This is a genomic window from Halalkalibaculum sp. DA3122 (assembly GCF_043951865.1).
In the GTDB taxonomy this organism is placed as follows: Bacteria; Bacteroidota; Rhodothermia; order Balneolales; family Balneolaceae; genus JAMQKA01.
In genome coordinates, this window is sequence record NZ_JBINJF010000021.1 from 51524 (window position 1) to 77915 (window position 26392).

The window sequence follows — 26392 nt, forward strand, 5'->3', positions numbered from 1 at the left end:
GCAAGCGGATGTGTGGTTGAACGGGAAAATGATAAAATTTTCCCATCAGGTAACGTTATTTAACGGTCTATAGAGACACTCCAACAACGATATAGAGCTGTTCGGTGTCCGGATTCAGGATAACCGATCCACTGAGCGGAACGGTCAGGCTCTCGGTAACCTCGATATTTTTTGAAGTGCCGATACCGACATTAACGATATCGAATTCTCCATCCGAGGAGTGCCAGCCGTCACCTCCACCGACAAAAAGATCGGCTCCACCGGCAGAATAGCCCAGTTCAAAATAGACGTCATCACCGGCAGATCCACCTCCCGCGAAAATATAATTTGCAGAGAGGGAGAGATCGCCGACGGTGTATCCGCCATTTAATTCAAAGGCGTGACTGTCCTCCTCAAAGAAGGGCGTAGTGGCTCCAGGGTACCAGTAGTCGGTGACCCCGAGGCTTAATCCGAAATCGAAGGTGTAGCCGGTATAGAGGTCCATTTCCTGAAAACCAACGGTCCCGTCCGCTACCGAGCCGTCGATCCCCTGGGAACCCCAGGCACCAAGAGCAAATCCTCCGGAACTGAATTCAACATATGGTTGAATGGAGGGACCCGAGTACGCAACACCACGCCATACATAGGTGCTGTAGAGATCCACTCCCGTGTCCAGTTCCTGTGCCTGAACCGGTTTGAACTGTATGCTAAAAAGAACTACAAAAAGTCCGGTCAATAAATATTTAAAAAACTTGTTGTTGGTATTCTTAGTCATAATATTTCCTGTGATAGAATGTTTAATCATTGGTTAGTACAGTGGTTGAACATTTATGTGAAGCCGGCGGGAGTAACCGCCAAGTAAACTCCCGTCGACTTCTTTTTTGTGAGAATTAGATTTCACCCTCGATAAATTCGTCGCTTCCAACGAATTCAGGGTAGGCACGGTTGTCGTGTTCGTGGAGGTCAAGTCCCCTCGCTTCAAGCTTTCCATTGACGCGAAGTCCGACCGTAGACTTAATAATGTTGAACAGGACGTAGCTAATCGGGAAGGTCCACAAGAAGGCGGCTGCAATACCCAACAGCTGGATTCCTATGATAGAGGGAGCGAATCCCTGGGTCCCAAAAAGTCCGGCCGTCGTATCAAAAAGTCCGGCTGCAAGCGTTCCCCATGCACCACAAACTCCGTGAACGGCGATGGCGCCTACAGGATCGTCAACGAACTTCTCAAGCCATTCGGAGGCGTACACAACGATGATACCTGCAATGGCCCCGGCAATAATTGCGAACCCCGGGCTAAGATTTGCACAACCAGCGGTAATACCCACCAGTCCGGCAAGTACACCGTTAATCGTCATCGGGGCATCCGGCTTTCCATCTTTCAACCAGGTGACGATCATGGCAAATGTGGCACCGGCACCGGCTGCAAGGAACGTGTTCATGGCGATAAGGGCGATGCTTGTATCTCCCGCCGTGGTAGATCCGGCGTTGAACCCGAACCAGCCAAACCAGAGGATAAACACTCCAAGAGCGGCAAAAGGCAGACTGTGACCGGGAATATGCTGGGGATTACCGTTCTCATCATATTTGCCGACGCGGGGTCCCACGACCAGGGCACCAGCGAGTGCTGCCCATCCACCTACCGAGTGTACGACCGTAGAACCGGCAAAGTCGATAAAGCCGAGGTTTTCCAACCACCCGCTTCCATTAAACAGACCACCCCAGGCCCAAGACCCGAAAATGGGGTAAATTACACCTGTAATCAGGATCGAAAAGACAAGATAGCCAGTGAATTTCGTCCGTTCAGCCACTGCTCCTGACACAATTGTAGCGGCGGTTGCCGCAAATACGGCCTGAAAAATGAAAAATGCCCAGGTCCATGTTTGATCTTGACCTTCAATTCCGGAAAGGAAAAACCCGTCCGTACCGATCCACCCTCCGGCGGAGGTACCGAACATCAGGCCAAAACCAAGAATAAAGAAGACCAATCCGCCTGCACCAACATCCATGAAGTTTTTCATAATGATGTTGACTGCATTTTTAGAGCGGGAGAACCCGGCTTCCAAAAGTGCAAACCCGGCCTGCATAAAGAAGACCAGAATTGCGGCAAGAATAGTCCAAACGTAGTTGATATTGGTTTGCGTGACAGCGTCCTGAAGGGCGGCGGACTCTGCAGCAAATGCACTTGTTACCCCGGTCAATAAAAATGACAGGATCAGTATGCAGTATTTAATCATTGTCCAGTTAGTTTAGTTGAGATTGAGTTTTAACCTAAAGTTGTTTTGATCTCTCAAAACAGTTCCTAAAGTATTTAGCTTAAAATTAATTGTCAACTAAAAAAATAAATTAATTTTTACTTTGGTCAGTACTAACTGAGGAAATGGTTTTATACGACATAAATTAATTAGGAGAAGAGAAGGGCGGTCCTAAAATGCTGTAACGGGGCTCAGATCTGCTTTTTCGTCGATGTATTTTATTTGTTTCGTTTAAATCGAATGCAAATATCCCCTAAAAAAATTAGGAAGTCAACAAATAAATCGAATAAAAATTAAGAGGAAAGGTAGGATTCGATATTTGCGGCGATCGTATTCCAGGTTTTTGTGCGCGTATCGGGGTCGTTTTCCAGGAGAGTAAGGCGAAACCCGTTTCTGTTGCTGGCAAATCCGCTGAGAGGTACCACGCAAATGCCGGTGGCCCCGAGCAGGTAATAGACAAATCGTTTGTCCAGCTTTACCTCCAGAACGTTGGATTCAACCAGTTCGCGGATACGGGGATCATCTATCTGAAGGTACTGCGTATTGTCCAGGATCTCTTCGTCAAATACCACCGTCATGTAAAAAGCACCCTGCGGTTTGATAACCTGGATTCCATCCACTGTTGAAAAGATCTCGTAGGCTTGCCGCGCGCGATCGCGGAACATCTGCTTGCGCTGCTCCAGATGGTCTCGGTACCGCGGATCTCCCATCACCCGGGGAATGGAGAGCTGGGGCAGGTTGGTGGAGCTGACCTCCAGCATCTTTGCATTGATCAGTGTTTTTATATAAGTCTGGAACGCCGGGTATTTGTCCTGGTTGAAGACCTCGATCCAACCGCAGCGTGCACCCGGCCAGGGGTATTCTTTGGAAATTCCGCGCAGCGCCATGCCGGGTACATCGCCGATTACCTCGCTCAAGGAAGCGGTATCCGACCCGTTGTAGATAATGTTGGCATATATTTCATCGCAGATCATAAATAACCGGTGTTCCCGGGCAATAGCCACCATCTCCTCCAGCACCTCCCGGGGATATACAGCTCCCGTGGGATTGTCGGGATTGATGATTAGCATACCGGCAATCGAATCGTTGTATTTCACCTTGTTTCTGAGATCCTCAATATCCGGCATCCAGTTGTTATCGGGATCAAGTTTGTAGGTCAGGTGTTTATACCCCGAGTGGGCCGCTTCAGCCGAGGAGTGGGTAGAGTAGGCAGGAGAGGGGCCGATAACCCGGGCTTCCCTCTTAAGGTAGCCAAATATCTTGCCGACGGCATCCCCGAGTCCGTTAAAGAAGATAATTTCATCTTCGGTAATCTGGCAGCCTCCACGCTCGTTGACCAAATCTGCCAGAAAACGGCGGGTTTCGGGATTGCCCTGTGTGGTGCTGTAGCTGTAGCTGCTGTCGTCTTCCACCAGGTCAATAATTATATCCTTGATCCACCGGGGCAGCTTTTCTCCCTTTTTGATGGGGTCGCCGATATTTTCCCACGTTATAGAGACACCCAGCTCCTTTATTTTATTGGCGAACGCAACAATTTCCCGGATCTCGTAGGTGAGCTGACCGGATCCGTCATGTAAAATACTCCGTCGCAATTTTCCGTCCTCTTTAGATTCCAGGACAATATTCTTGTTGAAAGCCATTAGAGCTGAATATCTGCTTAAATCGTTTTCCAATTCATATATCGACAATACAAATAAGTTCCAAGATTAAAAACTATTGCGGTCAATTAAAAGGAAAAATACCCCGATGTTCCAGCCCCTTTTAAGAGGGCTTTGCAAAACTCTCCATTCCTCGTTCCGAGGGAGTTGTACTCCGTTAACCCCGGTTCCATCAAAACCCGCTACCTGTTCCTTTGATTGTATTTGTAATAACTGCTATTCTTGGATACATTTTGCCTCAATTTACCCGGCATTTCACATACATGAACGACTGTAAAAAATCAGCTAAATTTGGTGCCAATGATCTATATTAAAAATCTAGCCGATCACGAAGATCAGGATGTAACGCTCAAAGGGTGGGTTTATAACTACAGGAGCAGCAAAAACTTGTATTTCCTGGAGCTGAGGGACGGCACCGGCATCTGCCAGTGCGTTGTTTCAAGGGAGGATGTGGCTGAAAACGTTTGGCAGGCGGCAGACTCCCTGCGCCAGGAGAGCTCGCTGGAGGTAACCGGCCGGATTGTCAAGGACGAGCGCAGTATCGGGGGATACGAAATGCACGTTTCTGATATCAGGGTTCACCAGATCGCCGAGGATTACCCGATCACTCCCAAAGAGCACGGGGTCGATTTTTTGATGGAGAACCGCCACCTGTGGCTGCGCTCCCAGCGGCAGTGGGCCGCCATGCGGGTGCGCAATGAAATTATTTGGGCAATTCACCGGTTTTTCCAGGAGCGCGATTTTGTTCAGATGGACGCCCCGATTTTTACAGGCAACGCCGCCGAAGGCACCACCACGCTGTTCGAAACGGAATATTTCGATGAAAAGGCGTATCTCACACAATCCGGACAACTGTATGGGGAGGCGATGGCGATGGCACATGGACTCATCTACACGTTTGGCCCCACATTTCGTGCCGAAAAGAGTAAAACGCGCCGCCATCTAACTGAATTTTGGATGGTGGAACCGGAGATGGCCTACTACGACCTGGAGATGAATATGGATCTGGCAGAGAATTTTATCAAGGCGATTGTGGGGCAGGTGCTCGACCGACGCTCCAGAGAGCTTGATATTCTAGAACGGGATACAGCGGCCCTCGAGTCGGTTGTAAATAATGAGTTCCCGCGCATCTCCTATTCCGAGGCTGTTGAGACCCTCAAAAGCGATGAAACGGCTGCCCTGCTGGAACAGATGACGGAGGATCGAAAGCAGGAATACGGCGAGCTGGAGAAGGAGCGAGAGGAGATCCGGAAGGAGCGGGGCTCGGCCAAAAAGTGGCGCAAAGCCCAGATCGATGAACGCATTCGGGAGATTGCCGAGCGGATGGACCAGATTGAAGAGGATCTGCGCAATATCCCGACTTGGAAAGAGTCGGCGCTGAATTTTGAATGGGGCACCGATTTCGGCGGCAGTGACGAGACGATCCTTATGATGCAGTACGAAACCCCGATTATCGTGCATCGCTATCCGGCCGAAATCAAAGCGTTCTACATGAAACGGGATCCCGAAGATGTAGATTTGGCCCTGGCCTGTGACGTGCTGGCACCGGAGGGCTACGGCGAAATCATCGGCGGCAGTGAGCGCGAGGATGACCTGGAAACCCTGAAAAAGCGGATTGAGGAGCACGAACTGCCGGAAGATCTCTTCAACTGGTACCTCGATTTACGCCGTTATGGTTCCGTACCGCACTCCGGCTTCGGATTGGGACTGGAGCGCACCGTGGCATGGCTCTGCGGACTCGATCACGTGCGTGAGACGATTCCATTTCCCCGGATGCTGGGTCGGCTGCGCCCTTAATGCATTCCTCTTTTCTAAAAAAGGGCTTTGCCAAACCCTCAATTCCTCGTTCTGAGGGAGTTGTGCTCCCGTTAAAAGGTCGCCAAGGTCGGTGGAACAACCGCCTCCCAACAAAATGGCAGGTTCTGCAAAGGCCCCTAAAGATAAAGACGGGCGTTAAAAGAACATATTGACTGGGTGGGCCTCTCTATTTTGAACGAAACCGGATCGAAAAAAGGGTTGATCTTCGGCCTTTGGAACATGGTTAACAAATGCTATAAGCTTGTTGTCGTATAGCTAAGCGTGGCGAATTTTAGCATGTAACTCTGTTTTTCCGCAGGAAAACAACTCTCAAATTCAATCATTTTTAGTCGAAAAAATGGATTTTGGACTGACTAATTTAGATTTTCCCAGCCATGGCTAAAAAGACCAGCATAGAAAAATTTCGGGATGCCCTGCAGGCGCTCAAGAGCGATGACCGCAAACCAGTATACTTTTTCTGCGGGGAAGAGGAGTTCTTTCTCGATCGGCTGGAAAAGGCTACCGAGTCGCTTGTTCCCGAAACGAACCGGGATTTCAACTTTGATCTTCTCTACGGGCGGGATATTACGCCTGAAAAACTTCTCTCGGTGATTCGAAGCTATCCGATGATGGCCGAGTACCGCGTGGTGGTACTCCGCGATTTCGGCAACCTGGGCACTGCCACCGCATCGTCCGACGGCCGGGGTGGCACTGTCAACGACCTGCTGCCCTATCTGGAAAATCCCAATCCGACCACTCTGCTGGTAATCTTTGATTCCAAGAAGCCGCACGGGAGGACCAAAATTGGGAAAGCAATTCAGAAAAATAAGAATGTGGGCTTCTACCAGTTCAAGGAGATCCCCGACTGGCGGCTGCCCGACTGGATCATTGAGTGGACACAGCGCGAACACAGCAAAAAAATATCTCCAGGTGCCGCCCAGATGCTGGCCCAGTTTGTGGGTCAAAACCTGCAGTTGGTGTCCACAGAAATAGATAAAGTGTGTACTTTTGTAGACACTTCTGAAAATATTGACGAAAGCGACGTTAAAGAAATTATCGGCCTTTACAGAGAGTATGGGGCGATTGAGCTCAAAGATGCCCTCCTTTCACGTGATTTGGAGCAGTCGCTTTTCATAGCGGAACAGATGTTGCAACACTCTAAGACAGACACGGGAGAAATCATTCGTACCGTGGGGTTCTTTTACAGCGTGTTTTCAAATGTCTGGCAGATTCGACGTCTTGCCGCCAAGGGTAATACCAAGGCAGAAATCCAGGAAGCGATGGGAGTCAGCAACAGCTGGTACTTCAACAAGCTTTGGCAGGATGCCTCGAAATATGAGCTTCGCGATATGCCTCGCGTATTCGAAGCACTGCTTGACGCCGACCGCGCTGCCAAAGGATTTACCTCCGTGGATCCCACGACGATTCTTCTCTTGTTGATCAAGCGAATTATCAACTGATTCGATCTGTATTTATCGGGCCGTTGGTTTTCGCTTTAAACGAGTGAATCGCAACATAAAACCGGGGATTCCGACTATGGAAGCTCTTACACGAAGCCAACTGCAAGATTACAGTGATGAAGATCTGATGGAACATTTTCAGGCAGGATATGAAGAGGGATTTAACCTGCTGGTTGAACGGTACACCGACCGCCTTCACAACTTTCTTTATCGCTATACCCACAACCACCAGGACTGCGAAGATCTGGTGCAGGAGACGTTTCTCCGGGTGTACCGAAGCCGACATTCCTATGAACGAATTGCCAAATTTTCGACCTGGATGTATACCATCGCACTTAACCTTGCCAAAAGTTTGTATAAGAAAAAGAAGAGGATGACGACTGTGACCATTCACAAAGATCCGGGTGACCCGGAAGATCGAAAAATGGATCTGGAGGACAACAGTATTCTGCAAGACGATTCCCTGCACGAAAAAATGTGCATTAAGCAGCTAAAGAAAGCCCTTATGAAGCTGAATAAAAACTTCAGGGAAGTGGTGGTGCTGCGCGATATTCAGCAACTTTCCTATGAAGAGATTTCAGAAATGACAGGAAATCCGATGGGCACCGTTAAATCGCGGATCAACCGGGGACGGGCCCAGCTGCAGGAGATACTTGAACAGTATGTATACCCCAAGCCCGAATCGCAGCCGCGTTATAGTCAAATGTAAAAGAAAGATTACCAACGGCAGCAAGGCGTCTCATGCAAATGGGACGCCTTTTGTATTTTAGAGAGATTTGCAAAAATACAGGTGTTGGCCAAAACATCGGTTTCGAAAATCCTTTTAATAAAGCCCTAATAATAAACCTTGGGGTTTCAACCACGGAAACACGTAATTTTTCCACCGGCTATACAGTATATTCCAGGCGTTTTACGATTTATTACATTAGAATTCTATAAAGTTTGTAACAAAATTCTTTGTTTGCTTTCTTTTAATAAAAGAAGACAGAAGAAACATCTACAAACGGTTTTAAATAAACAATTTACAGACGGCTATGAGATCTATCGCTTTTACCAATCAAAAGGGCGGGGTAGGCAAAACAACATCAACGATCAATGTGGGTGCCGGCTTGTGCCTGCAGGGGAAAAAAGTGTTACTTGTGGACCTCGATCCCCAGGCGAATTTAACTTATTCGCTGCGGATGAACTCTCAACGTATTGACAAAACCATTTATGACGTTTTAAAGGGCAGTGCACCACCCGAGGAGGCACTGATCAGTCACAATGGGTTTGACATTTTGCCCGCGTCCATCGACCTGTCGGGGGCAGAGATGGAATTTGCCAATGAACCGGCACGGGAGACGCTCCTGAAGCACAGCCTCGACAACCTGAATGAATATGATTACGTGCTGATCGATTGTCCGCCCAACCTGGGCCTGCTTACGCTTAATGCCCTTACGGCGGTCAGTGAAATTTTTATTGTCCTTCAGTCTGAATATCTGGCCCTCCACGGGCTGTCAAAACTGATGGATGTAATCAAGGTGGTAAAGCAGCGCCTGAATTCCGACATCGAGATATCAGGCATCATCTGTACCCTTTTTGACGGCCGCAAGAATTTAAATAACGAGGTGGTGGGACATATCAGGGATTATTTCGGCGCCAAGGTTTTTGAGACACTGATACGGGATAATGTGGCGCTTGCCGAGGCTCCCAGCCACCATAAAACAATATTTGAATACGCTCCGGAAAGCTATGGGGCACAGGATTATATGGCGTTGGCTAAAGAGATTAAAAATGGGCATTAATCCCATGAATAATAAGAAGAAGAGTTTAGGTAGTACGCCGATCGGATTTAATGTCAACTCCGCGAGTTATTCATTTATCCGTGATATAAACGCTCGTCCCCAAAAACAAAAGATACCGGAGAGTGAGAGCGAAGAGGAGGAGAAGATCAGTATCCGACTGGATAAGGAACAAGAGGGGGAACCGGATGCGTTTAAACCCTACGACGAAAAGGAGAAGACGCCTGAAAAAAAGGTGGTCAGCTATTACCTGGAGGTCAACCTTGTACAGCGCCTGAAAAATATAGCGGATGAAAATGGAAGTTATTACTCCACGCTGGTCAGCAGGGCGTTGAAGGCCTGGCTTGAACGCCATGGCCACCGGTAGCGCGATTCCTTACTTCCATTCAGTAATTATGGGAAGAGCAGCACCAGACAGACGATCATAATCGATTCTTTAAGTAGCGCAGCGACGTGTCCGGTTTATTGCCCTTTATAGCACTTCTGCTTTATTTACGATTTGTGACTTGGTCACCATTTTGTGATATCTGTTCGATATCTTTTTGTTCAGGGTCTGGTGCTTCACGAGACCGGGGTGCCAAGCCCGCGTTTCGAAGATCAATGAATTGATATGATGCAGGGGCTTCCTCATAATCTGGTAGATAACAACCGCTACCTGGTACGCTTTGCCCGGGATGAACGTGAGTTGGAGGCGGCCCAGCGTCTCCGTTTTAACGTGTTTAACCTGGAGCTCGGTGAGGGACTGGACAAATCGTACGAGCTGGAACGCGATGTCGATCCCTATGACAGGCAGTGTCACCACCTGGTGGTGATTGAGCGGAGCAGTGGTGCAGTTATCGGCACCTATCGTATGCAAACGCATGCCATGGCCCGGCAGAACAACGGGTTTTATACCGAGCACGAGTATCAGATACATTCCCTTCCCCCCAGTATTCTGGAAAAATCTGTGGAGGTCGGGCGCGCATGCATCCATAAAGAGCACCGCAGCGGGCGTGTATTGTACCTGCTGTGGCGGGGAATTGCAAAATATATGACGCATACCGACAGTCGGTATCTTTTTGGCTGCTGTTCCATCACCAGCCAGGACCCCCGGGAAGCCTGGCTGGTGATGGAATACCTGGAGCAAAACAACTTGACCCATGGCCAGCTGTACGTGCCAACCAGGCCAGACTACCGGTGCCCGCCTGCAGATTTCGATCCTGTTGACTCCCAAAAAGTGAAACTCCCCCAGCTTTTCCGTCTCTACATGGATCTCGGGGCCAAAGTCTGTAGTCCTCCGGCTATCGATCGAGAGTTCAAAACAATTGATTATCTTGTTATACTTGATACCGAGGCACTGGATGAACGAACGCGAACGCTTTTTTTCAAGTAGCAAAAAATATCAGATGGCATACCTGAGGGTCTTGGCCCGCTCCGTAGGTTTTTTTACAGTTACCGTGGGACTATATTTGGGATACCTGGCGGGAAGAGGCTTCCTGTTACTTGCAGGCAGAGATTCCATTACATGGCGCAACGCGATGGTCCGCCGGTGGGCTAAAAGTGCCGCTGCCATTATTCGCCTGGATATTGAAGTGGAGGGAATGCCTCCCGAACCTCCTTTCTTTATGGTGTGCAATCATCTCAGCTACCTGGATGTTCTTCCTTTTTTTATCACCACGGATTGTGTATTTGTGGCCAAAAGCGAGGTCAGGTCATGGCCGTTGCTCGGTCGAATGGCCCAGGACATCAATGTCATATTTATCAACCGGACGCTGAAAAGAGATATTCCCAGGGTAAATCGTTTGATTGAGGAAAATATTAGCAGCAGGCAGGGGATTATCATTTTCCCGGAGGGAACAACTACCAAAGGGGAGAAGGTAAAAAGATTTAAATCTTCATTGCTCCAGTATGCGGCCTCTCGGAATTTTCCTGTATCTTACGCATCAATTACTTACGCCACACCCGGCTCAGAGAAATCCGCAGAGGAGTGGGTCTGCTGGTGGGGAGACATGACATTTTTGGACCATTTTTTCAAGATGCTCACATTGCCTTCAATCCGTGCGGTTGTTAAGTTCGGCAGTAAAAAAGTGAGTGACAACGACAGGAAAGTACTGGCCCGGCGGTTGCACCGGCGCGTCAGCGATCAATTTCGACCGGTAGTAAAAGGCAGGCAGAAAATATATGAATGAAGCAGGAGCACTCGCAGCCACAAACATTCATTTTGTAGAGCAGGGAATCTCGCTGTTAGATGATATCAGCGATGACCTGTACGTAAATGTTGACTCCCCCCATCACAAAAGTGGTGTCGGTCGGCATATGCGGCACGTGCTCGAGCACTATATCGCCCTGTTGTCCCATTCCGAGGGCAGGGTCGACTACGATGCACGCAAACGGGACGAAGAGCTTGAAACCGACCGCTTGCATGCCATTTCGGTCGCACAGCAGGTCGCCGGTCAGCTTGAAGCCTTAACAGCTGGTGCGGATCAAAAACTGTTGATAAAAAACAATGAAATTGGCGAACGCGGAGATTACTGCTGGAGCAGGTCCAGTTTCGGGCGGGAACTTCAGTTTATGATAAGCCATACGGTACACCATTACGCGTTAATAGCGATTATTCTCAGAATTCAGGGCTACACCCCGGATGAATATTTTGGCGTGGCTCCCTCCACCCTCCGCTACGAAACGCAGCTGCAAGACCGGCCGACGGGGTAAGCCTTCAGACAGGAGATAAATGGATGACAAGCGTTTTTCTTGGTTTCAGGGATGGAAACGTGTAGCAATCATCTACATCGGCCTGCTCTTTCTCTCCCATGTATGGCAATACCTGCAGCCCGACAACCACGACCTGGAACCCGGCCAGCAGCATTTGACGGTGAACCAGGTTGAGGGCGACTCGGTACTGACAGGCAAGCCGCTTAAAATTGCCTATCGGGATGAATACCGAGGGGATGAGGAAAAGCCTCCGGTGATTCTCCTGCTGCACGGGAGTCCGGTGGGCGTTCCTTTTTTACCGGAATTGGTTGAGACGCTGTCTGCCCGGAACCGGGTGATTGCCCCGGACTTCCCGGGCTACGATGCCTCAAGCCGGGAAATACCGGATTACTCCATGAAGTCTTTCTCGGTATACATGGACCAGGTGCTGGATAGCCTGGAAATCGACCGCGCCCACCTCGTAGGATACAGCATGGGGGCGGGGGTTGCCATACAGATGTCGCACCTCTTTCCCGAACGCGTATCCTCCATCGTGATGCTTTCCGGCATAGGCGTGCAGGAGCTGGAGCTGCTGGGCAGCTACCACCTGAACCATGCGGTCCACGGGGGGCAGCTGTTCCTCGTGTGGCTGATGCATGAAGCAATTCCACATTTTGGTCTGCTGAGCGATATTCCCGTAAACGTACCCTATGCACGCACGTTTTACGACTCCGATCAACGCCCGTTGCGAACGTACCTGAAGCAGTATAAAAAACCGATGCTTATTCAACACGGAAAAGAAGACGGGCTTGTGCCACTGGCTGCTGCCAATGAACATCACCGGCTGGTGCCGCAGAGCAAGCTGATACTGTATGAGGGGGGACATGCCATCGTTAAAACGAGGGCCGGGAAAATATCAGGAGATATCAACGAATTTATCCGTCAGGTAGAGACCGGCCAAGCCCTCACCTACTCAGAGGCGCCGGAAGAACGGGTACGAGAATCCCAAAAACCGTTCAAGGAGATCAACTTTGCCAAGGTAGAGGGATTGACTCTCTATATCTTGATGCTCATCATCATCTTTTCCACCTTCATCAGCGAAGATCTGGGGGGGATTGGTGCCGGACTGCTTGCAGCACGCGGGATTATCGGGTTTGTGCCGGCTACACTGGCCTGTTTTATGGGTATCGTTATCGGTGATTTCGCCATCTTCCTGATAGGTCGGTGGATCGGGAAACCGGCCATACGCCGGGCGCCGTTCAGGTGGTTCGTCTCGGAAAAAGATCTGGAACGCAGTGCCGACTGGTTCAAAGTGCGGGGACCGATGATTATTATCGGCAGTCGCTTTATACCGGGCAGCCGCTTTCCCACCTACTTCAGTGCCGGCATGATAGGAATGAGGCTGTTTATGTTTGCTTTCTATTTTCTGCTTGCCGGGATACTTTGGACGCCTCTTCTGGTCGGTATTTCGATGCTGGTGGGAACCGAACTGCTTCGTTACTTCCAGGTATACCAGGAATACGCAATATGGGTGATCCCGGTCATCATCCTTTTACTATTTCTGTTCGTAAAATTCATTTTGCCGGCGGTCACCTGGCGGGGTCGACGAATGGTACTTTCCCGCTGGCGCCGGCTCACCAGGTGGGAGTACTGGTCGCCATACATCATCTATGCACCAATATGCTGTTATATCGCCTATCTTGGCATCAAACATCGGTCCCTTACGGTCTTTACGGCTGCGAATCCCGGTATCCCGGGCGGGGGATTCATCGGGGAATCCAAGTCTGACATACTGGAAGGCCTCAAAGCGAGTGGAGTGGTGCCCGCCTTCAGGAAAATATCGTCCGATCTGGAAGACCGGGAAAAGGTTGCTGAAGCCGAAAAATTTATCGAGGAGCAACAGCTGAATTTTCCGGTGATAGCAAAGCCGGATGTCGGGCAGCGGGGCACCGGGGTGAAGGAGCTGCATGATGAGGAGCAGCTGCGGGAAATGTTGCAAGGGATCGATTATGAACTGATTATCCAGGAATATGCGAGCGGGGAAGAGTTCGGAATTTTTTATTACCGTTACCCGGAAGAAGAAAGGGGATCCATCCTCTCAATCACAAAAAAGCGGCTGCTTACATTAACGGGAGATGGGGAACATACCCTCGAAGAACTCATACTGCGGGATGACGAGGCGGTGTCACGGGCCAAAATTCATTTGAGGGAACACCAGGATCATCTTTACGAAGTCCCGGAAAAAGGGGAGAAGATTCCCCTCGTAAGGCTTGGGGTCCACGCACGCGGCGCGCGGTTTTTTGATGCCACGCATCTCGCTACCAGGGAACTGGCTGAACAGGTGGATGATATCACTTCTCACCTGCACGGTTTTTATTTTGGAAGGCTGGATGTGCGGGTTCCATCCAAAGAAAAATTGAAAAACGGCGAAAATATAAAAGTTCTTGAGGTCAATGGCGTAACATCCGAGAGCACAATTATTTATGATCCCCAATACACGTTTTTTCAAGCTCAAAAAATGTTGCGAAATCAGTGGCGCATTGCGTTTGAGATAGGGGGGATGAACCGGGAACGGGGCCACAAACCCGACACGGTTACAGAGTTGATACAAAGGGTAATAGACTACAGGAGCAGGTGAATTATTCGTTGCAGTGAGCGTGTCTTTTATGGTTATCCCACAACTTTCCCCATGATGGATTGACCTCGTATTTCCCCCTCATGTTTAACCACCTCCGGCAGGTATCCCCATTCATTAAATCCATTCTTTTCCAGCAGCCCGACACTGGCGTCATTTCCGTCGATGATAAAAGCGATCAGTACCCGCTTGTTTAACACGGAGCATTGATCAAGGCAGTGTTCTACCAACTGGGTGCCGATCTCCCGCCCGTGGTATTTAAAGTCGACATAGTAGCTGAGTTCAGCTGTTTCCCTCAGTGCCTCCCGTCCCTCCCGGTAGGGGGAAAGTGAAGCCCATCCGAGTACCTGGTCCTCTTCCTCAAAGACATAGACGGGATATTCATGCGGATTGTGGCGGTTAAACCACCTGTTTCGCAGATCTTCTTTTAATGGTTGAATATGTCCCGTGCAGAATCCGGCATATATCGCCTGGTTGTAGATGTAATCAATGGCAGAGAGATCTTCTTTTTGAGCCGTTCGTATCATGAAAGTATTGACTGGTGACCGTTATAACTATTCGCAAAGTTAGAAGAACAGAGGCAAACTACAAAGCGTCTTAACACAGGTGATAAAACTTGAATTATAAAAACCTCCAGGGTTTTGAAGACCCCGGAGGTTTTAAGACACCATTAACTTTGACGACTTTGAAACCAGTGTTTTGCAAAGCCATCTGCTGCATTAATACACGTCGTAGGTTTCCAGGTGTTGCCCAAACAGCAGCGCGTTCAGGAAAAGACGACTGGTGGTGTGCCAGTAGCTCCTGAAGTTCGGGTTATCCGCAAACAGGATGACATTGCCCCTGCCTTCGCTGCTGGTTACAATAGCGGCGGTATTGCTTATTTTGTCGATATTTTCATCATTGGCATAACCGCCGATCAGGGGCTCGTCCGTATACCGGGCAACCGTTGAATACGGGTTTTCACTCGGTTTCAGGAAGGTGTTGCTGTCTTTCAGGAAAAGCTGGGACCGGCTGGGCACCCCAAACGCGATCGGGTTTGAAGGATCTATATCGGCCTCCAGTATCACCCCGGGAATGGTATTGGCCAGGTAGCGGTCAGATTGTTCTTCATAATTGTAGCGCACGGTCTTCCGCGTGCTATCTTCATATGTTTTCAGCAGATCATCGGTAACGATATCCTGCTCAATCACCCATTCGGAAGCGCCTTCGTCGGTAATGAGGTTGCCGCCGTCGTTGATCCAGCGCCTGATCTTGGCAACAGTACTGGAATCGAGATCGCTGTAGTTTCCGTCTACCATAATCAGGTTGTTATAGCGATCCAGGGAGGTTTCCCGGAGGGTCGTCTTGGCCAGGCGTGTTACTCCCATCTGCAGGTGCTTGTTGAGAAGAAACCAGGCTTCTCCGGCTTCATATTCACTGACACCCTCTCCGATAATTAATGCCGCCTCCGGCTTTTTAACCGGTTGAATATTTCCACTGCCCAGGTCGATGCCGGACGGCGTCATGCCGGTATCTACCGCATAAAAGTTGACACCGAATGAAGAAGCAGCCTCTTTGATTTTGGTAAACAGGGCTGCACGGCTGATATCCTGCCCATTTACAGGTACGACGATGGACCCGTAGCCGAACTCTTTTTGTCCCCGGCTGGTGGCCGAGGTAAACGGCTTGAATGCCACCTTCGCAAGGACATCCTGGTCCAGCAGGTGGTAGAGAGCCGGCGGGGCGTTATAGTCGTCCCAGGACAGGAGGTAGGCATAGTCTGAAGAGCCTCCAACAACAGACCCTGTCTGTTCAGGTTGTTTCGAGACCGTTTCTCCCAGGTACTCCCGGTAGTCACTGGATTCGAACTCGGCATATTTGATGCCGTAGCCCTGTACAAGCGACCACGCGGTGATATCGTAAAATACGCTGTCGGGAAAGTTGGTATTGGGTTCAAATATGTCGTGAATGGTACGGTATCCAACCTGTTCGGTGGGTACTACATATGCGTTGCCCCGCTGAAACTGCTTGCCATCCAGCTCAAGATTCTGACTGAGCTGGTGGATGTCCAGCCGGTGCGTCTGCAGCAGGTCCAGGAACTTGTTGGTCAGCGTGCGATCATTGGCATCTCCAAAGACATAGGCCCTGACCGGTTGCTGCCCGGCCTCTTCGATTGCGGAGGTATAGAAATCTTTCTGGTATTCAAAAAGAGTTTCTTTTTCTCCTACGGCAGCTCTTACAGTGGCAATTCCGGTAACCAGGTGCTTTCGGATGGTGGAACGGAATGTGACCTCTCCGGAGGTGCTTTCCTGTACGAGACCACGGGAACTCCCCACTTCAAACGTGATACCCACGCCGCCCTGGATATCGGGATAGGTGGATCCGTAGATCGGGGAGATGTTATCAAAGACCTCTTTGGTCCAGTAAAGCGAGCCGATCTCATCCAGCGCTTCCGTTTGATACTGCGCCAGCAGCGGATTCAGCACTTCGTAGTGATAGTCCGGGACAATCGGATTCCAGGTACGTACCGGCTTGGTGGGTTCCAGGTAGTAGGTGCTGTTGGTTCCCATCTCGTGGAAGTCGATCTGCACGTTGGGATACCATTTGTGATAAAAATCGAGGCGATGTTCGCTTTCCTTCTGCGTGACGGCAAACCAGTCACGGTTCAGATCGTGCCAGAAATGGTTGGTGCGCCCCTCGGGCCAGGCCTGCTCATGCTCGCGATCAGCGGGATCGGCCACCGGGGGAAAAGATTTGTAGCCGTTGTGCCAGCTGGCGGCCCGGTCTCGTCCATCGGGGTTCTGGGCAGGATCGATCAGTATGACAGCCTCATCCAGGAAGGTCTGCGTTTCGGTTCCCTGTTCTGCAACAAGATAATAGGCCGTCAGCAGGGCTGCTTCGCCGCTGGAGGTTTCATCGCCGTGCACGCTGTAATCCAGCGCTACCACGGCGGGATCGGTGTCCGGGTCGAGTGCCGGCACAGAGGGATCGAGCACCGTAGCGTGTTTTTTACGGATCTGCTCCAGGTTTGCATGATTTTCGGCGGATGTGACCGTCAATACCACCTGCGGGCGATGCTCATAGGTTTCCCCGATCACCTGGAACGACGCTTTATCCGAAACTTCCGCAAGCTTCTCGAAATAGTCCACAATACGGTCATGCCGGGTATAGTGTGAACCGATATCGTAGCCGAAAAACTCCTGGGGAGTGGGAATAGCCTCGTCAAAGGTGGCATCATCCTTAAAGTAGTAATCTTGCTGGGCAAACGTACTGGTCGGCAGTAGTAACACCGCAGCAAGCAGTATCCCTAATTTTGTGTAGTCGTTAGCGTATGTCATGATTCAGAGTCGTTTTTGAACGTTAACAGCTGTAATTATGTGTACTCGCTTCAGATTCCTTTCTCACCCGCCGGGCGTATACGTGTTCCCGCCCCGCGAGTGGAAAGTCTGGTTTATATCCTAAAAACTGATATTGGGATTGGCCCGAATTTCGGTAATGGTTATCGGGAAAAAGGTTCCGGGTTCATCCCGGTTGGCTCCCCATTCTGGAGAATCTGACCCAAAACGGTAGTGGTCGGCCAGACGGCGTCCCTGCAGGAACAGGTTTACCCTCCGGCTGTGCTCCAGCAACTCGACCGGCGGAATTTGACCGGTATACTCGGAAAGCTGGTCAAGAGAGCGGATCTCATTGATTTGGTCTTCAAACGTATTCGTGTCGTTGCCGGCCAGGGCATCCTCGGCGATGATCAAGCGAAGCTCGCGTTCCGAGATCAGGGTATAGTTGGCGTACAGGTTGGCACTCACAAATTCGTTGACCGCAGAGACGAGGGCCGGAGCCGCGATGTCGTCAATCGGGTCCCTGAGAGATACGCTGTCGACCCGCGTTCCATCTTCGGTTGGCACGGCATAGGCATTCCCGATGCGGAGCTCCAGCCGGTCATTAACCTGGTAGGCCAGATCATTTTCGGCGGTTTCAGGGGTCACTTCCAGCTGGTAACGCCAGTCGTTTTGCCCCAGTAATGCCAGGGCTGCGGAAGCGTCCTGGGATGCCTCACTGTTTTCGACCAGGGGGTTACCCGTATCTGTATCTGGATTAAGCTTGTTCCATAGCGATTGTGAGAATTTGGCCCGCGCCCGCACCGCGAGCAGTCGTGCCTCCCAGTTGCCCGTATTCGAGCCTGTCAGCTCCAAACCGGAATTCAGATAACCGACGGCCGTATCGTAAAGCTGGTCCATGTTTTCTTCCCCTTTTGCCGGGGCCGCCTCCTCACGGTCGGAAAAGACGAAATTGTCGTAACTGTCCGCAATAGTGATGTAAACGACTGCCCCGTAGAAGTAGCTTCGTATCAGGCTGGTTTTGTCTTGAAGCGTGCCGTTTGATCGGAACTCTTCCAGTCGCCGGATCGCCTCGTCGGCGGTCCACCTGGCTTCCGATAACGCCAGGAAGGAGGCGTCGGTAAATTCATTGACGGGCTCGCTGACCCGTCCCTGGTCAAGCTGTTGCCAGCCGTCCCGCGTACCGATCCAGGTCAGTTCGTCGGTGGCCGTTGAGTAGGGAGCCAGAATCTGGCCGAGTCCTTCCACCAGGGTCGCTTCAGCGCCGTTGGCGATGGAAGAGGCCGCCACGGGATTGGCAAGGTCTTCTTCCACCAGGCTGTTGGGATTGTTTACCTGCAGGATATCGCATCCCGTAAACAGGAGGCCCAGGAGTAGCGCCGACGCGAGAAGTCTGTTATTCAGTTTTTTAAATGGGTAAAACATAGCAGATTGAATTCGTTTATAAGTGTTTAGAAATACCTGTGTTGAGTTTGTCATATTCCCACGTTGAGGGTGAAGATGATTTCGCGCGGAATCGGCATGTTCCACGCATCGGTTCCCAGCAGGAAGTTGTTTTCCAGGTCGGTTCCGCCGCCGCGACCGATGGCGTTTACTTCGGGATCAATTCCGGGATATTTGCTCCAGAGCGCCAGGTTTCGTCCCGATATCGACAACGAAAGATTCCTGACGTTCAATTTGTTGATCGTGGCCTGAGGCACGTTGTAGGTGAGGCTTACTTCCCTGAGACGCAGGAAATCTGCCTGCTGTATGGTATTGAGTCCGGCAAATGGGTCGAGGGCGAGCAGTTCGTTTAACCATTCCTCCGACGCCTGCAGTCGGACTTCCGCGTTGTTTGCCGCTGTGTTGTTGTCGGTCACTCCGCCGGTTACAAAGTCGCGTTCCACCCGTGCGGAGGCCGGGGTGTTTCGTCCAATACCGGCACTTCGCTGCCTGAATCCATCGGTCAGGTTGTTGACGTAGTAGTTCCCCGCTTTGTACTCAAAAAGCGTGGAAAGGCGGAAGTTTTTGAATGACACGGAACCGCCAAACGAGCCCTGCCAGTCGGGTGTCGGCTTCCCGAGATGATGGTCCAGGGCGTCGCCGTCGCCGTCCCGGTCAGCCAGCAGAACAAAGTTGTTGAGATCCTCCAGGCTGGCGGTCTGCGGCGTCAGGGAGGCGAGGTAGTCCAGCACCAGCTGTCGACTGGCAGGTTGCCCCGCTTCTACCGAGCTGTAACTGCGGCCGAGCGCTTGCAGCAGTCCCCGGCGGTCAAGCGGATAGGTACCCTCCGGGGTTTCCCGGAGCTGGGCTCCGAAGTTGGTAGCCGGCGCATATCCCTCAATCAGGAATTGCCGGTATCGGGGATACGTGCCCCCCACCTTGATAGGAGGAGCGCCGCCCAGGGAGGTAATCTGCTCCCACAAGTAGGAGCTGCTGGCAAAAATGTTGACGTTCCAGTCGTTCGATTCAACTACCTGTGCATCCAGGCTGAGCTCCACGCCACGCCCTTTCAGCTCACCGATATTGACGAGCTGGGTTGCCGTGAATCCGCCGCTGGGAGCGAACTGGCGCTGGACCAGCGCATCCCGTACGGTCCGATCCCAGTAGGTACTTTCCAGCGTGATGCGCTCGTCATACAGCCCGAGATCAACCCCGAGTTCATATTCGGTTGAGATCTCGGGTTTCAGGTTGGGATTTCCCAGGTTTTCCGGGACGATACCCGGCCCGCCGGCCGAAGTTTGGGATGTATAGGTTGTGAGGGCATCGAATGCACCCGGCTGTAGCCCGGACTGACCGACGGCGGCACGCACACGGAGCGAAGAGATCGGTCGTACTCCGTTCCAGAACGGCGCGTCCGAAAGAACAAGAGAGAGCGAGGTTTTCGGGTAAAAAACGCCGTTAAATTCGGAGCCGAACGCACTGTGTGTATCGTAACGGCCTCCGATCGTGGCAAAGATATAGTCGTCAAATCCGATCTGTTCCTGCAGGAAAACGCCTACTTCCGTTTCTTCGACAAAGGTTTCGTCAGTAGACTGTATGGCCGATGCCCCTGTAACGTTGAGCCCGGGACCCGGAAACTCAAGCGCCTCGCCACTGCGGATTACGGTCTCTTCCTTGAACCCCTGTAATCCTGCAATCAGCGTGGAGGTGAACCGGGGACTTATGTCGTTACTCAGGGTGCCCTTGATATCCAGTGTCAGGTTCAGGTTGGATCGGTCGGAAGTGCGCCGGGCGCCTTCGGTCTCCTCGCTGGCATAATTGTTGATATTCCATCCGAAAGGCCGCCGCGATTCGCTGAACTGGCTGGTGTAATTTACGCCAAACGTACCATCAAGGATGACATTCTTGTGAGGCCGGTAATTGGCACCGAAACTGCCATTGAAGTTGTTGACTTCCTGCGAAACGGTTTGCTGCAGGCGTTCCTGTACGGTTGAATTGTAGGAGGTACCAGATGGATTGTCGTGGTTCACCAGCTCCGGTTTGCTGTGCATGGCGCCGGATGTGACTCCGGAGGGATTGTTGCCGGTCTGGAAGGTCTCCAGGTTGGAATTGGTGTAGGAACTGTTTACGCGCAGCTGAAGAAATTCGGAGGGAAAAATGTTGAAGTTGGCCGTACCTTGAGCCCTGCTCAACTCATCGTTGGCCCTCGGACCGAAGCCTTCGGGGTAGGGGAGGCGTTCACCGCTCAGCGGCCCGTTTTCGCCGGACCATCGCCCGTTAACGTAATAGGTGATCCCCTCGCTTCCTCCGCTCACAGAACCGGAGTATTCTTGCTGAAACCCGGTTTCGAACAGTTTGTGTGTATAGTTTTCACTAACCAGCTCATACCGTTGCACGTCGCGCCCCAGGTACTTGCTCATTGTGTCTGCCTGGGCCGAGGTACGGGCAAATCCGGTATTGGCGGGTATTGTTTTGGGATAGTTGATCGTTCCCTGGGTTACCTGGAAATCGAATTGAGGATCACTGACCTGGCCTCTTTTGGTGAAAATCTGGATTACTCCGTTGGAAGCCTCTGTGCCGTAAAGGGTAGCGGCGGCTGCTCCTTTGAGGACTTCAACCCGCTCGATTGACTTGGGATTGATGTCATCAAGCCTGGAAGGGGATGCCCCGCCACCGGCATTTACCAGGCCACCGAACCCGCCGCCGCGGTCAACGCGAACGCCGTCAATAAAAACGATCGGCTCGTTGCTTTGGCTCAGGCTCGAGGAACCGCGAATGCGAATGCGTGCTCCTTCTCCGGTAACTCCGCTGGAGGGCATGCCGTTGAGCCCGGGAACCCGTCCCTGGATAACATCGGAGAAGTTCTGGACAGGCGCATTATCGAGTTGTTCAGCACTGACAGAACCGATACTGTTACCAATTTTTCGCTTCTCAACCGGTCCGCCGGTTCCGGTGACGACAACTTCATCCAGGTTTACGGCCCCCTGGCTGAGTACAAAGTCCAGGGTCACCGACTCATCTGAACCGAGGGTGACTTCCCTGGTCTGCCGTTCATAGCCCACGAACCGGGCCAGTACGGTATAGGTGCCGGCCTCGAGGCCGCTGATTTCATATTCGCCCTGTACGTTGGTTGCGGCACCGGTGGTCGTGCCTTGAATGACAATGTTGACTCCAGGTAGTGTTTCTCCTGAAGCTTCGTCCGTAACGGTACCCGAGATGGTACCCTGGGCAAATCCGCTTGACGAGATGCCGAGTAGAAAACCCAGTATTGCGATTTGTAAAAAATATTTCATGGTGAAGATAACTCCTTCGTTGTGGATTGTGATTTTGGGGTGATGGAATTGGTCGTGTGTTGGGAGGGGAGGGGGGAGGAGCATCTGCATCCACCGGCAAGAAAGGCACAAACAAAAACGCCCACTCACCTGATGGATGAGTGGGCTCCAGATCGTCCCCGGTTTGTTATATCCGGCTTAAGATCAAATATATGCTTCCCGTTTCATCCAACTGACATAGCGCATACAGCACATGCAACACTGCATACAGTGGTTGTCCATGCAGCAGATGGCGCTATAGATGTTGGATTTTGCGGGAAAATTCATGCGTAAAAATCAATAAAAATTGGTTCTTCTGAAGTCGAACGCCGCAAAGGTACAATGATTGATGTGGAATAGCAAATAGAGCGGGAATTATATAATTACGACCTCCTCAGGCAGGTGCTTCCACACGATGTACCCGCAACTTGCAAGGCTGAAAGAGCAGCCCAAATACAAGGTTTTCCGCTATTTCCTCCACATACGTTGTATTTAATGAGGGATGGTATCCATCCTGGATCCAACAAATAACCTTTCAAATTCGCCAATCTCCAATCGGTAATCTTTTGGTTTTGTTCATAAATAGGAAAACTCGTTTCCAGTGAAGAGGCTTTTAGTAACTTTTTGAGAATGCCCAAATTACGGATTTTTGAACCGTAACTGGGGAAGAGAAAAGTTCTTAAAAGGGAGTAAACCACGATTTTGCAATGACCTCTAATAGAATTATTATCTTTGAGACTGCGTTCAATGTGAAATCAGCGTAAAGCTAAAGTAGAAACAGATTCCAAAATATTGAATTATGAATTGGCCAAAAGCAGCCAGAATACTGTTTAAACCCGCGCTCTTTATCCTGGAATATGGGTTTAAGCTGTTGGCGGGAGTGGGCACGGCCATTGTTCTGGCAGCAGAGGGACCTTTCCTGGCGAAACTGGGCGCTGCTCTACACTCGTTTCTACCGGCATTGCAGCAGCTATTTCGGGCTCCTGAACGTATCAGGAATATCGGTTCGATCATTGAAGATTATAACACGCTGACCGCCGCGGCCTTTAATGACCGTTATGGGGGACAGGCCATCAATCACCTGCTGGAGCAGCTCAACCAGGCAGTTGCGTATATTCAGGCTATCTATGGTAACATCGTCAACCAGCCTGTGAGTACGGTAACAGCTGCATTAGTCACATTTTTGGTGCTTTACCTGCTGGCCCGGGCTTGCCGTTTCGCGCGGCAGAGGGGACAGGGATCCTATGTTGACAGGATGGAGCGGAGACTGGGCGACCGCGTATTTCGGCAATATGAAGGCTCCATTGCAAGCGACGAAGACGAAGCTGTCTGGAAATCGGACTCGGTTTAATCTGCTGCAGACATCGACCGGTTTTAGTGCAATTATTCAGCCCGTTACAACGTCCGGCTGTCGTACCTTCGGTCTTGCATTACCTGGTACTTGGTGACTCACACAGGCTCACTCACTCACTCAATCAATCTAAGTAACCGCAAACAGTGAGCTCCCGGGTTTGGAAAAGGAGCGAAATGAGGAGCTGCAACTATCGTTCATTTTAAATAGATTAACTGGTGCAAATTTGAACCAATAAATTTATAAAATGACTGAATTTACATCATTTGCAGTAGCTCTTTCAGTAGCACTGGTATTTTTCGTCACCTCATGCGTTGCCCAGGACAACCAGATGGAACCGGAAGAAACCGAAGTTTGGGAACCGGTTCCAGAAAAGGTGGAGCCGGGTTCATCCTATGGAGACCCGCCTTCTGATGCCATCGTACTGTTCGACGGATCGGACTTTTCGCAATGGCAGCACCCCGACGGATCAGAAGTCCAGTGGACGCTGAACGACGGCGCCATGACGGTAAAGCCCGGCACCGGCGGAATTGAAACCAAGCAGGATTTTGGAAGCGTTCAACTTCATATTGAGTGGCGCGCCCCTGAACCAGAAGGGGGAACCGGGCAGGATCGCGGTAACAGCGGCGTCTTTTTGCAGGATCGGTACGAGGTGCAGGTGCTGGATTCCTACAATAACGAAACCTATTCAAACGGGATGGCCGGCAGCATATACAAGCAACATATCCCCGCGGTAAATGCGGCCAAAGCACCGGGAGAATGGCAGACATATGATATTGTGTTTGAAGCCCCGGTCTTTAATGATGACGGCACCGTGGCTCAACCGGCCTACCTGACTGTTTTTTGGAATGGGATTATGATCCACCACAAGGCGGAGCTGAAAGGACCCACTGTCTATATCGGGCACCCGGAATATGAAGCCTATGAAGGAGGAGCCCCGATATCGCTGCAGGATCACAGCCATGAAGTAAGTTTCCGGAATATCTGGCTTCGTGAACTGGACTGATACCTACCACGGATATCAGGCCGGGCTGTCAGTTCGTACATCATACCTGGTTTGTTTCCACCGGCCAGGGGAGGCGGTACTTTCACTGCGCAGATGCCAAGTTTTGGCGAAGCGTAATTATACTGATCATAGACGATTGTGATAAATCATTGTGTTGAATTATGTTTTGTTGGGATATAGCTGAATACCGACCTTGCTGGTCTTTAAACGGGAGTGCAACTCCCTTCGACCGGTGATTTGATGGTTTTTCAACGCCACATATAATCTTTCTGTTGAACTAAACGTAAGGAGAAAAGGGATGAGTTTTGACGATAAAAGTAACGGGTTTTCAAGGAAAGAGTTTCTAAAACGTATTTCGCTGGGAATGGGCGCCACGCTGGTATTTCCCGGTATTTCTACCGGTAATCCGTTCCTGGATAACCACTTGTACTATTACCAGAAGTGGCAAAAACGGGAGGCCCTGCCTGAAGATGAGAAGCTGGGCATAGCGCTGGTCGGTCTTGGAAGCTATGCAATGGGACAGCTTGCGCCGGCCCTGCAACAGACAAAATTCTGCAAACTAACGGGACTGGTAACCGGTACGCCCTCCAAAGAGAAAAAGTACGGCGAGAAATACAACATCCCGGCGTCCAACATTTATAACTACGAAACCTACGATCAGATCGCCGATAATGATGACATCGATATTATCTACGTAGTGCTGCCCAACAGCATGCACGCCGAATATACCATCCGGGCGGCAGAGGCGGGCAAGCACGTTATCTGTGAAAAACCGATGGCCACGACCGTGCCCGATGCGGAGGCGATGGTTCGGGCGTGCCGGGATGCCGGCAAAAAACTTTCCGTGGGGTATCGACTGCATTTTACGCCGCACCACCAGGAGGTGATGCGGATTGGGCAGGAGGAGCTTTACGGACCCGTCAGTGAAATTAACGGTGGATTCTCCTTTACGCTGACTGATCCCAACCGCTGGCGAATTGACAAAGAGATGGCCGGGGGCGGTCCGCTGATGGATGTCGGCCTGTACGCAATCCAGGCTGCTCTTTATACCATGGGAGAGCGGCCGCTGTCGGTGACCGCCCGAACCCCGAAAAAAACCAGGCCCGATTTTTTTAGCGAGGTAGAGGAGACGATCTACTGGACGTTTGAATTCCCGGGCGGGATCAAAGCGCACGGGGAGAGCAGCTATGCCTCCAACGTCAACTATCACCAGGTGGATACCGAAGAGGGATTCTGCAGGTTGGAACCGGCGTACGGCTATGGGGGACTTAAGGGCGAAACGCATAAAGGGCCAATGAACCTGCAGAATGTTCCGCAACAGGCGCTCCAGATGGATGCATTTGCGGATTGCGTACTCAACGACCGGGAGAGCCGGGTACCCGGGGAGATGGGGCTGCGCGATGTAAGGCTTCTGATGGCAATTTATGAGTCTGCGGAAACCGGCCAAAAGATAACGTTCGATTGGTAAAAGCAGCTCGATCCGATGTTGAATTCGTACCTGCGCCCTCTGGCAGGCTGTAAAATATCATATCCGATTGAGAAATATTCGTATACCATGGGAGTCAATACGGTGATTTTTTTTGATCATTAAAATGAACAGGGAAGGTGATTAGGAAGCCCCAACAGGAAAAAAGCAGCAGTTTTTTTACAACAGAGGTGTTCCTTTTGGCTTGATCCAAAAGGAACCAAAAACTCAAGGCGGTGAATGGGGCACCCGCTGCAGCCTGTGCAGGCGTGGATGTTGATGGTCCGTCAC

Annotated in this window: 20 protein-coding genes; 12 read left to right on the forward strand and 8 right to left on the reverse strand. The window is 50.9% G+C overall.

Annotated features, from left to right (window positions below; translation table 11 throughout):
* Positions 1 to 67: 67 nt before the first annotated feature.
* From ACG2F4_RS13730 to ACG2F4_RS13740, 3 genes are all read right to left on the reverse strand, one after another.
* The gene (locus ACG2F4_RS13730; RefSeq protein ID WP_395261452.1) at positions 68 to 754 is read right to left on the reverse strand and encodes a TorF family putative porin; all 687 of its coding nucleotides are present in this window, start codon (positions 752 to 754) and stop codon (positions 68 to 70) included.
* Positions 755 to 869: 115 nt separating this feature from the next.
* Positions 870 to 2213, reverse strand: a complete 1344-nt coding sequence (locus ACG2F4_RS13735) for an ammonium transporter (RefSeq protein WP_395261453.1) — start codon at positions 2211 to 2213, stop codon at positions 870 to 872.
* A 311-nt stretch (positions 2214 to 2524) separates the two neighbouring features.
* Positions 2525 to 3823 (reverse strand): pyridoxal phosphate-dependent aminotransferase, encoded by a 1299-nt coding sequence (locus tag ACG2F4_RS13740; protein ID WP_395261471.1) that lies wholly within the window; start codon positions 3821 to 3823, stop codon positions 2525 to 2527.
* Positions 3824 to 4189: 366 nt separating this feature from the next.
* On the opposite strand from ACG2F4_RS13740, the gene ACG2F4_RS13745 reads away from it, so the two are divergent.
* From ACG2F4_RS13745 to ACG2F4_RS13785, 9 genes are all read left to right on the forward strand, one after another.
* Complete coding sequence (locus ACG2F4_RS13745; protein WP_395261454.1) at positions 4190 to 5686, forward strand: asparagine--tRNA ligase; 1497 nt, start codon at positions 4190 to 4192, stop codon at positions 5684 to 5686.
* Positions 5687 to 6081: 395 nt separating this feature from the next.
* Positions 6082 to 7146, forward strand: a complete 1065-nt coding sequence (holA, locus tag ACG2F4_RS13750; protein WP_395261455.1) for a DNA polymerase III subunit delta — start codon at positions 6082 to 6084, stop codon at positions 7144 to 7146.
* A 76-nt stretch (positions 7147 to 7222) separates the two neighbouring features.
* Complete coding sequence (locus ACG2F4_RS13755; RefSeq protein ID WP_395261456.1) at positions 7223 to 7855, forward strand: sigma-70 family RNA polymerase sigma factor; 633 nt, start codon at positions 7223 to 7225, stop codon at positions 7853 to 7855.
* 325 nt (positions 7856 to 8180) lie between these two features.
* Positions 8181 to 8930 carry a ParA family protein gene (locus ACG2F4_RS13760; RefSeq protein WP_395261457.1) on the forward strand — a complete coding sequence of 250 codons (750 nt, stop codon included), beginning with the start codon at positions 8181 to 8183 and terminating at the stop codon, positions 8928 to 8930.
* Between the two features lie 4 nt (positions 8931 to 8934).
* Positions 8935 to 9294: a hypothetical protein gene (locus ACG2F4_RS13765; RefSeq protein ID WP_395261458.1), complete on the forward strand. Its 360-nt coding sequence runs from the start codon at positions 8935 to 8937 to the stop codon at positions 9292 to 9294.
* Between the two features lie 243 nt (positions 9295 to 9537).
* Complete coding sequence (locus tag ACG2F4_RS13770; protein WP_395261459.1) at positions 9538 to 10299, forward strand: GNAT family N-acetyltransferase; 762 nt, start codon at positions 9538 to 9540, stop codon at positions 10297 to 10299.
* A complete protein-coding gene (locus ACG2F4_RS13775; RefSeq protein ID WP_395261460.1) occupies positions 10268 to 11095 on the forward strand; it encodes a lysophospholipid acyltransferase family protein in 828 nt (275 codons plus the stop codon). Before ACG2F4_RS13770 ends, ACG2F4_RS13775 begins: the two co-directional genes overlap by 32 nt.
* Positions 11088 to 11618 carry a DinB family protein gene (locus ACG2F4_RS13780; RefSeq protein ID WP_395261461.1) on the forward strand — a complete coding sequence of 177 codons (531 nt, stop codon included), beginning with the start codon at positions 11088 to 11090 and terminating at the stop codon, positions 11616 to 11618. Before ACG2F4_RS13775 ends, ACG2F4_RS13780 begins: the two co-directional genes overlap by 8 nt.
* 19 nt (positions 11619 to 11637) lie before the next feature.
* The gene (locus tag ACG2F4_RS13785) at positions 11638 to 14235 is read left to right on the forward strand and encodes an alpha/beta fold hydrolase (protein ID WP_395261462.1); all 2598 of its coding nucleotides are present in this window, start codon (positions 11638 to 11640) and stop codon (positions 14233 to 14235) included.
* Between the two features lie 32 nt (positions 14236 to 14267).
* On the opposite strand, the gene ACG2F4_RS13790 is transcribed toward ACG2F4_RS13785, so the two are convergent.
* The 4 genes from ACG2F4_RS13790 to ACG2F4_RS13805 all read right to left on the reverse strand — a co-directional run bounded on the left by ACG2F4_RS13790 (position 14268) and on the right by ACG2F4_RS13805 (position 22261).
* A complete protein-coding gene (locus ACG2F4_RS13790; protein ID WP_395261463.1) occupies positions 14268 to 14759 on the reverse strand; it encodes a GNAT family N-acetyltransferase in 492 nt (163 codons plus the stop codon).
* Between the two features lie 192 nt (positions 14760 to 14951).
* Entirely contained in the window at positions 14952 to 17549 is a 2598-nt protein-coding gene (locus ACG2F4_RS13795; protein ID WP_395261464.1) for a M14 family zinc carboxypeptidase, read from the reverse strand.
* 120 nt (positions 17550 to 17669) lie between these two features.
* Positions 17670 to 18971 (reverse strand): hypothetical protein, encoded by a 1302-nt coding sequence (locus ACG2F4_RS13800; RefSeq protein WP_395261465.1) that lies wholly within the window; start codon positions 18969 to 18971, stop codon positions 17670 to 17672.
* Positions 18972 to 19021: 50 nt separating this feature from the next.
* Complete coding sequence (locus ACG2F4_RS13805; RefSeq protein ID WP_395261466.1) at positions 19022 to 22261, reverse strand: SusC/RagA family TonB-linked outer membrane protein; 3240 nt, start codon at positions 22259 to 22261, stop codon at positions 19022 to 19024.
* 817 nt (positions 22262 to 23078) lie between these two features.
* On the opposite strand from ACG2F4_RS13805, the gene ACG2F4_RS13810 reads away from it, so the two are divergent.
* The 3 genes from ACG2F4_RS13810 (at position 23079) to ACG2F4_RS13820 (ending at position 26104) form a co-directional block, all read left to right on the forward strand.
* Positions 23079 to 23630, forward strand: a complete 552-nt coding sequence (locus tag ACG2F4_RS13810) for a hypothetical protein (RefSeq protein WP_395261467.1) — start codon at positions 23079 to 23081, stop codon at positions 23628 to 23630.
* A 247-nt stretch (positions 23631 to 23877) separates the two neighbouring features.
* Entirely contained in the window at positions 23878 to 24636 is a 759-nt protein-coding gene (locus ACG2F4_RS13815) for a DUF1080 domain-containing protein (RefSeq protein WP_395261468.1), read from the forward strand.
* Between the two features lie 298 nt (positions 24637 to 24934).
* Positions 24935 to 26104 (forward strand): Gfo/Idh/MocA family protein, encoded by a 1170-nt coding sequence (locus ACG2F4_RS13820; RefSeq protein ID WP_395261469.1) that lies wholly within the window; start codon positions 24935 to 24937, stop codon positions 26102 to 26104.
* Between the two features lie 94 nt (positions 26105 to 26198).
* Here ACG2F4_RS13820 and ACG2F4_RS13825 read toward each other — a convergent pair.
* The coding region (locus ACG2F4_RS13825; RefSeq protein ID WP_395261470.1) for a hypothetical protein at positions 26199 to 26392 on the reverse strand (194 nt) is incomplete at its 5' end.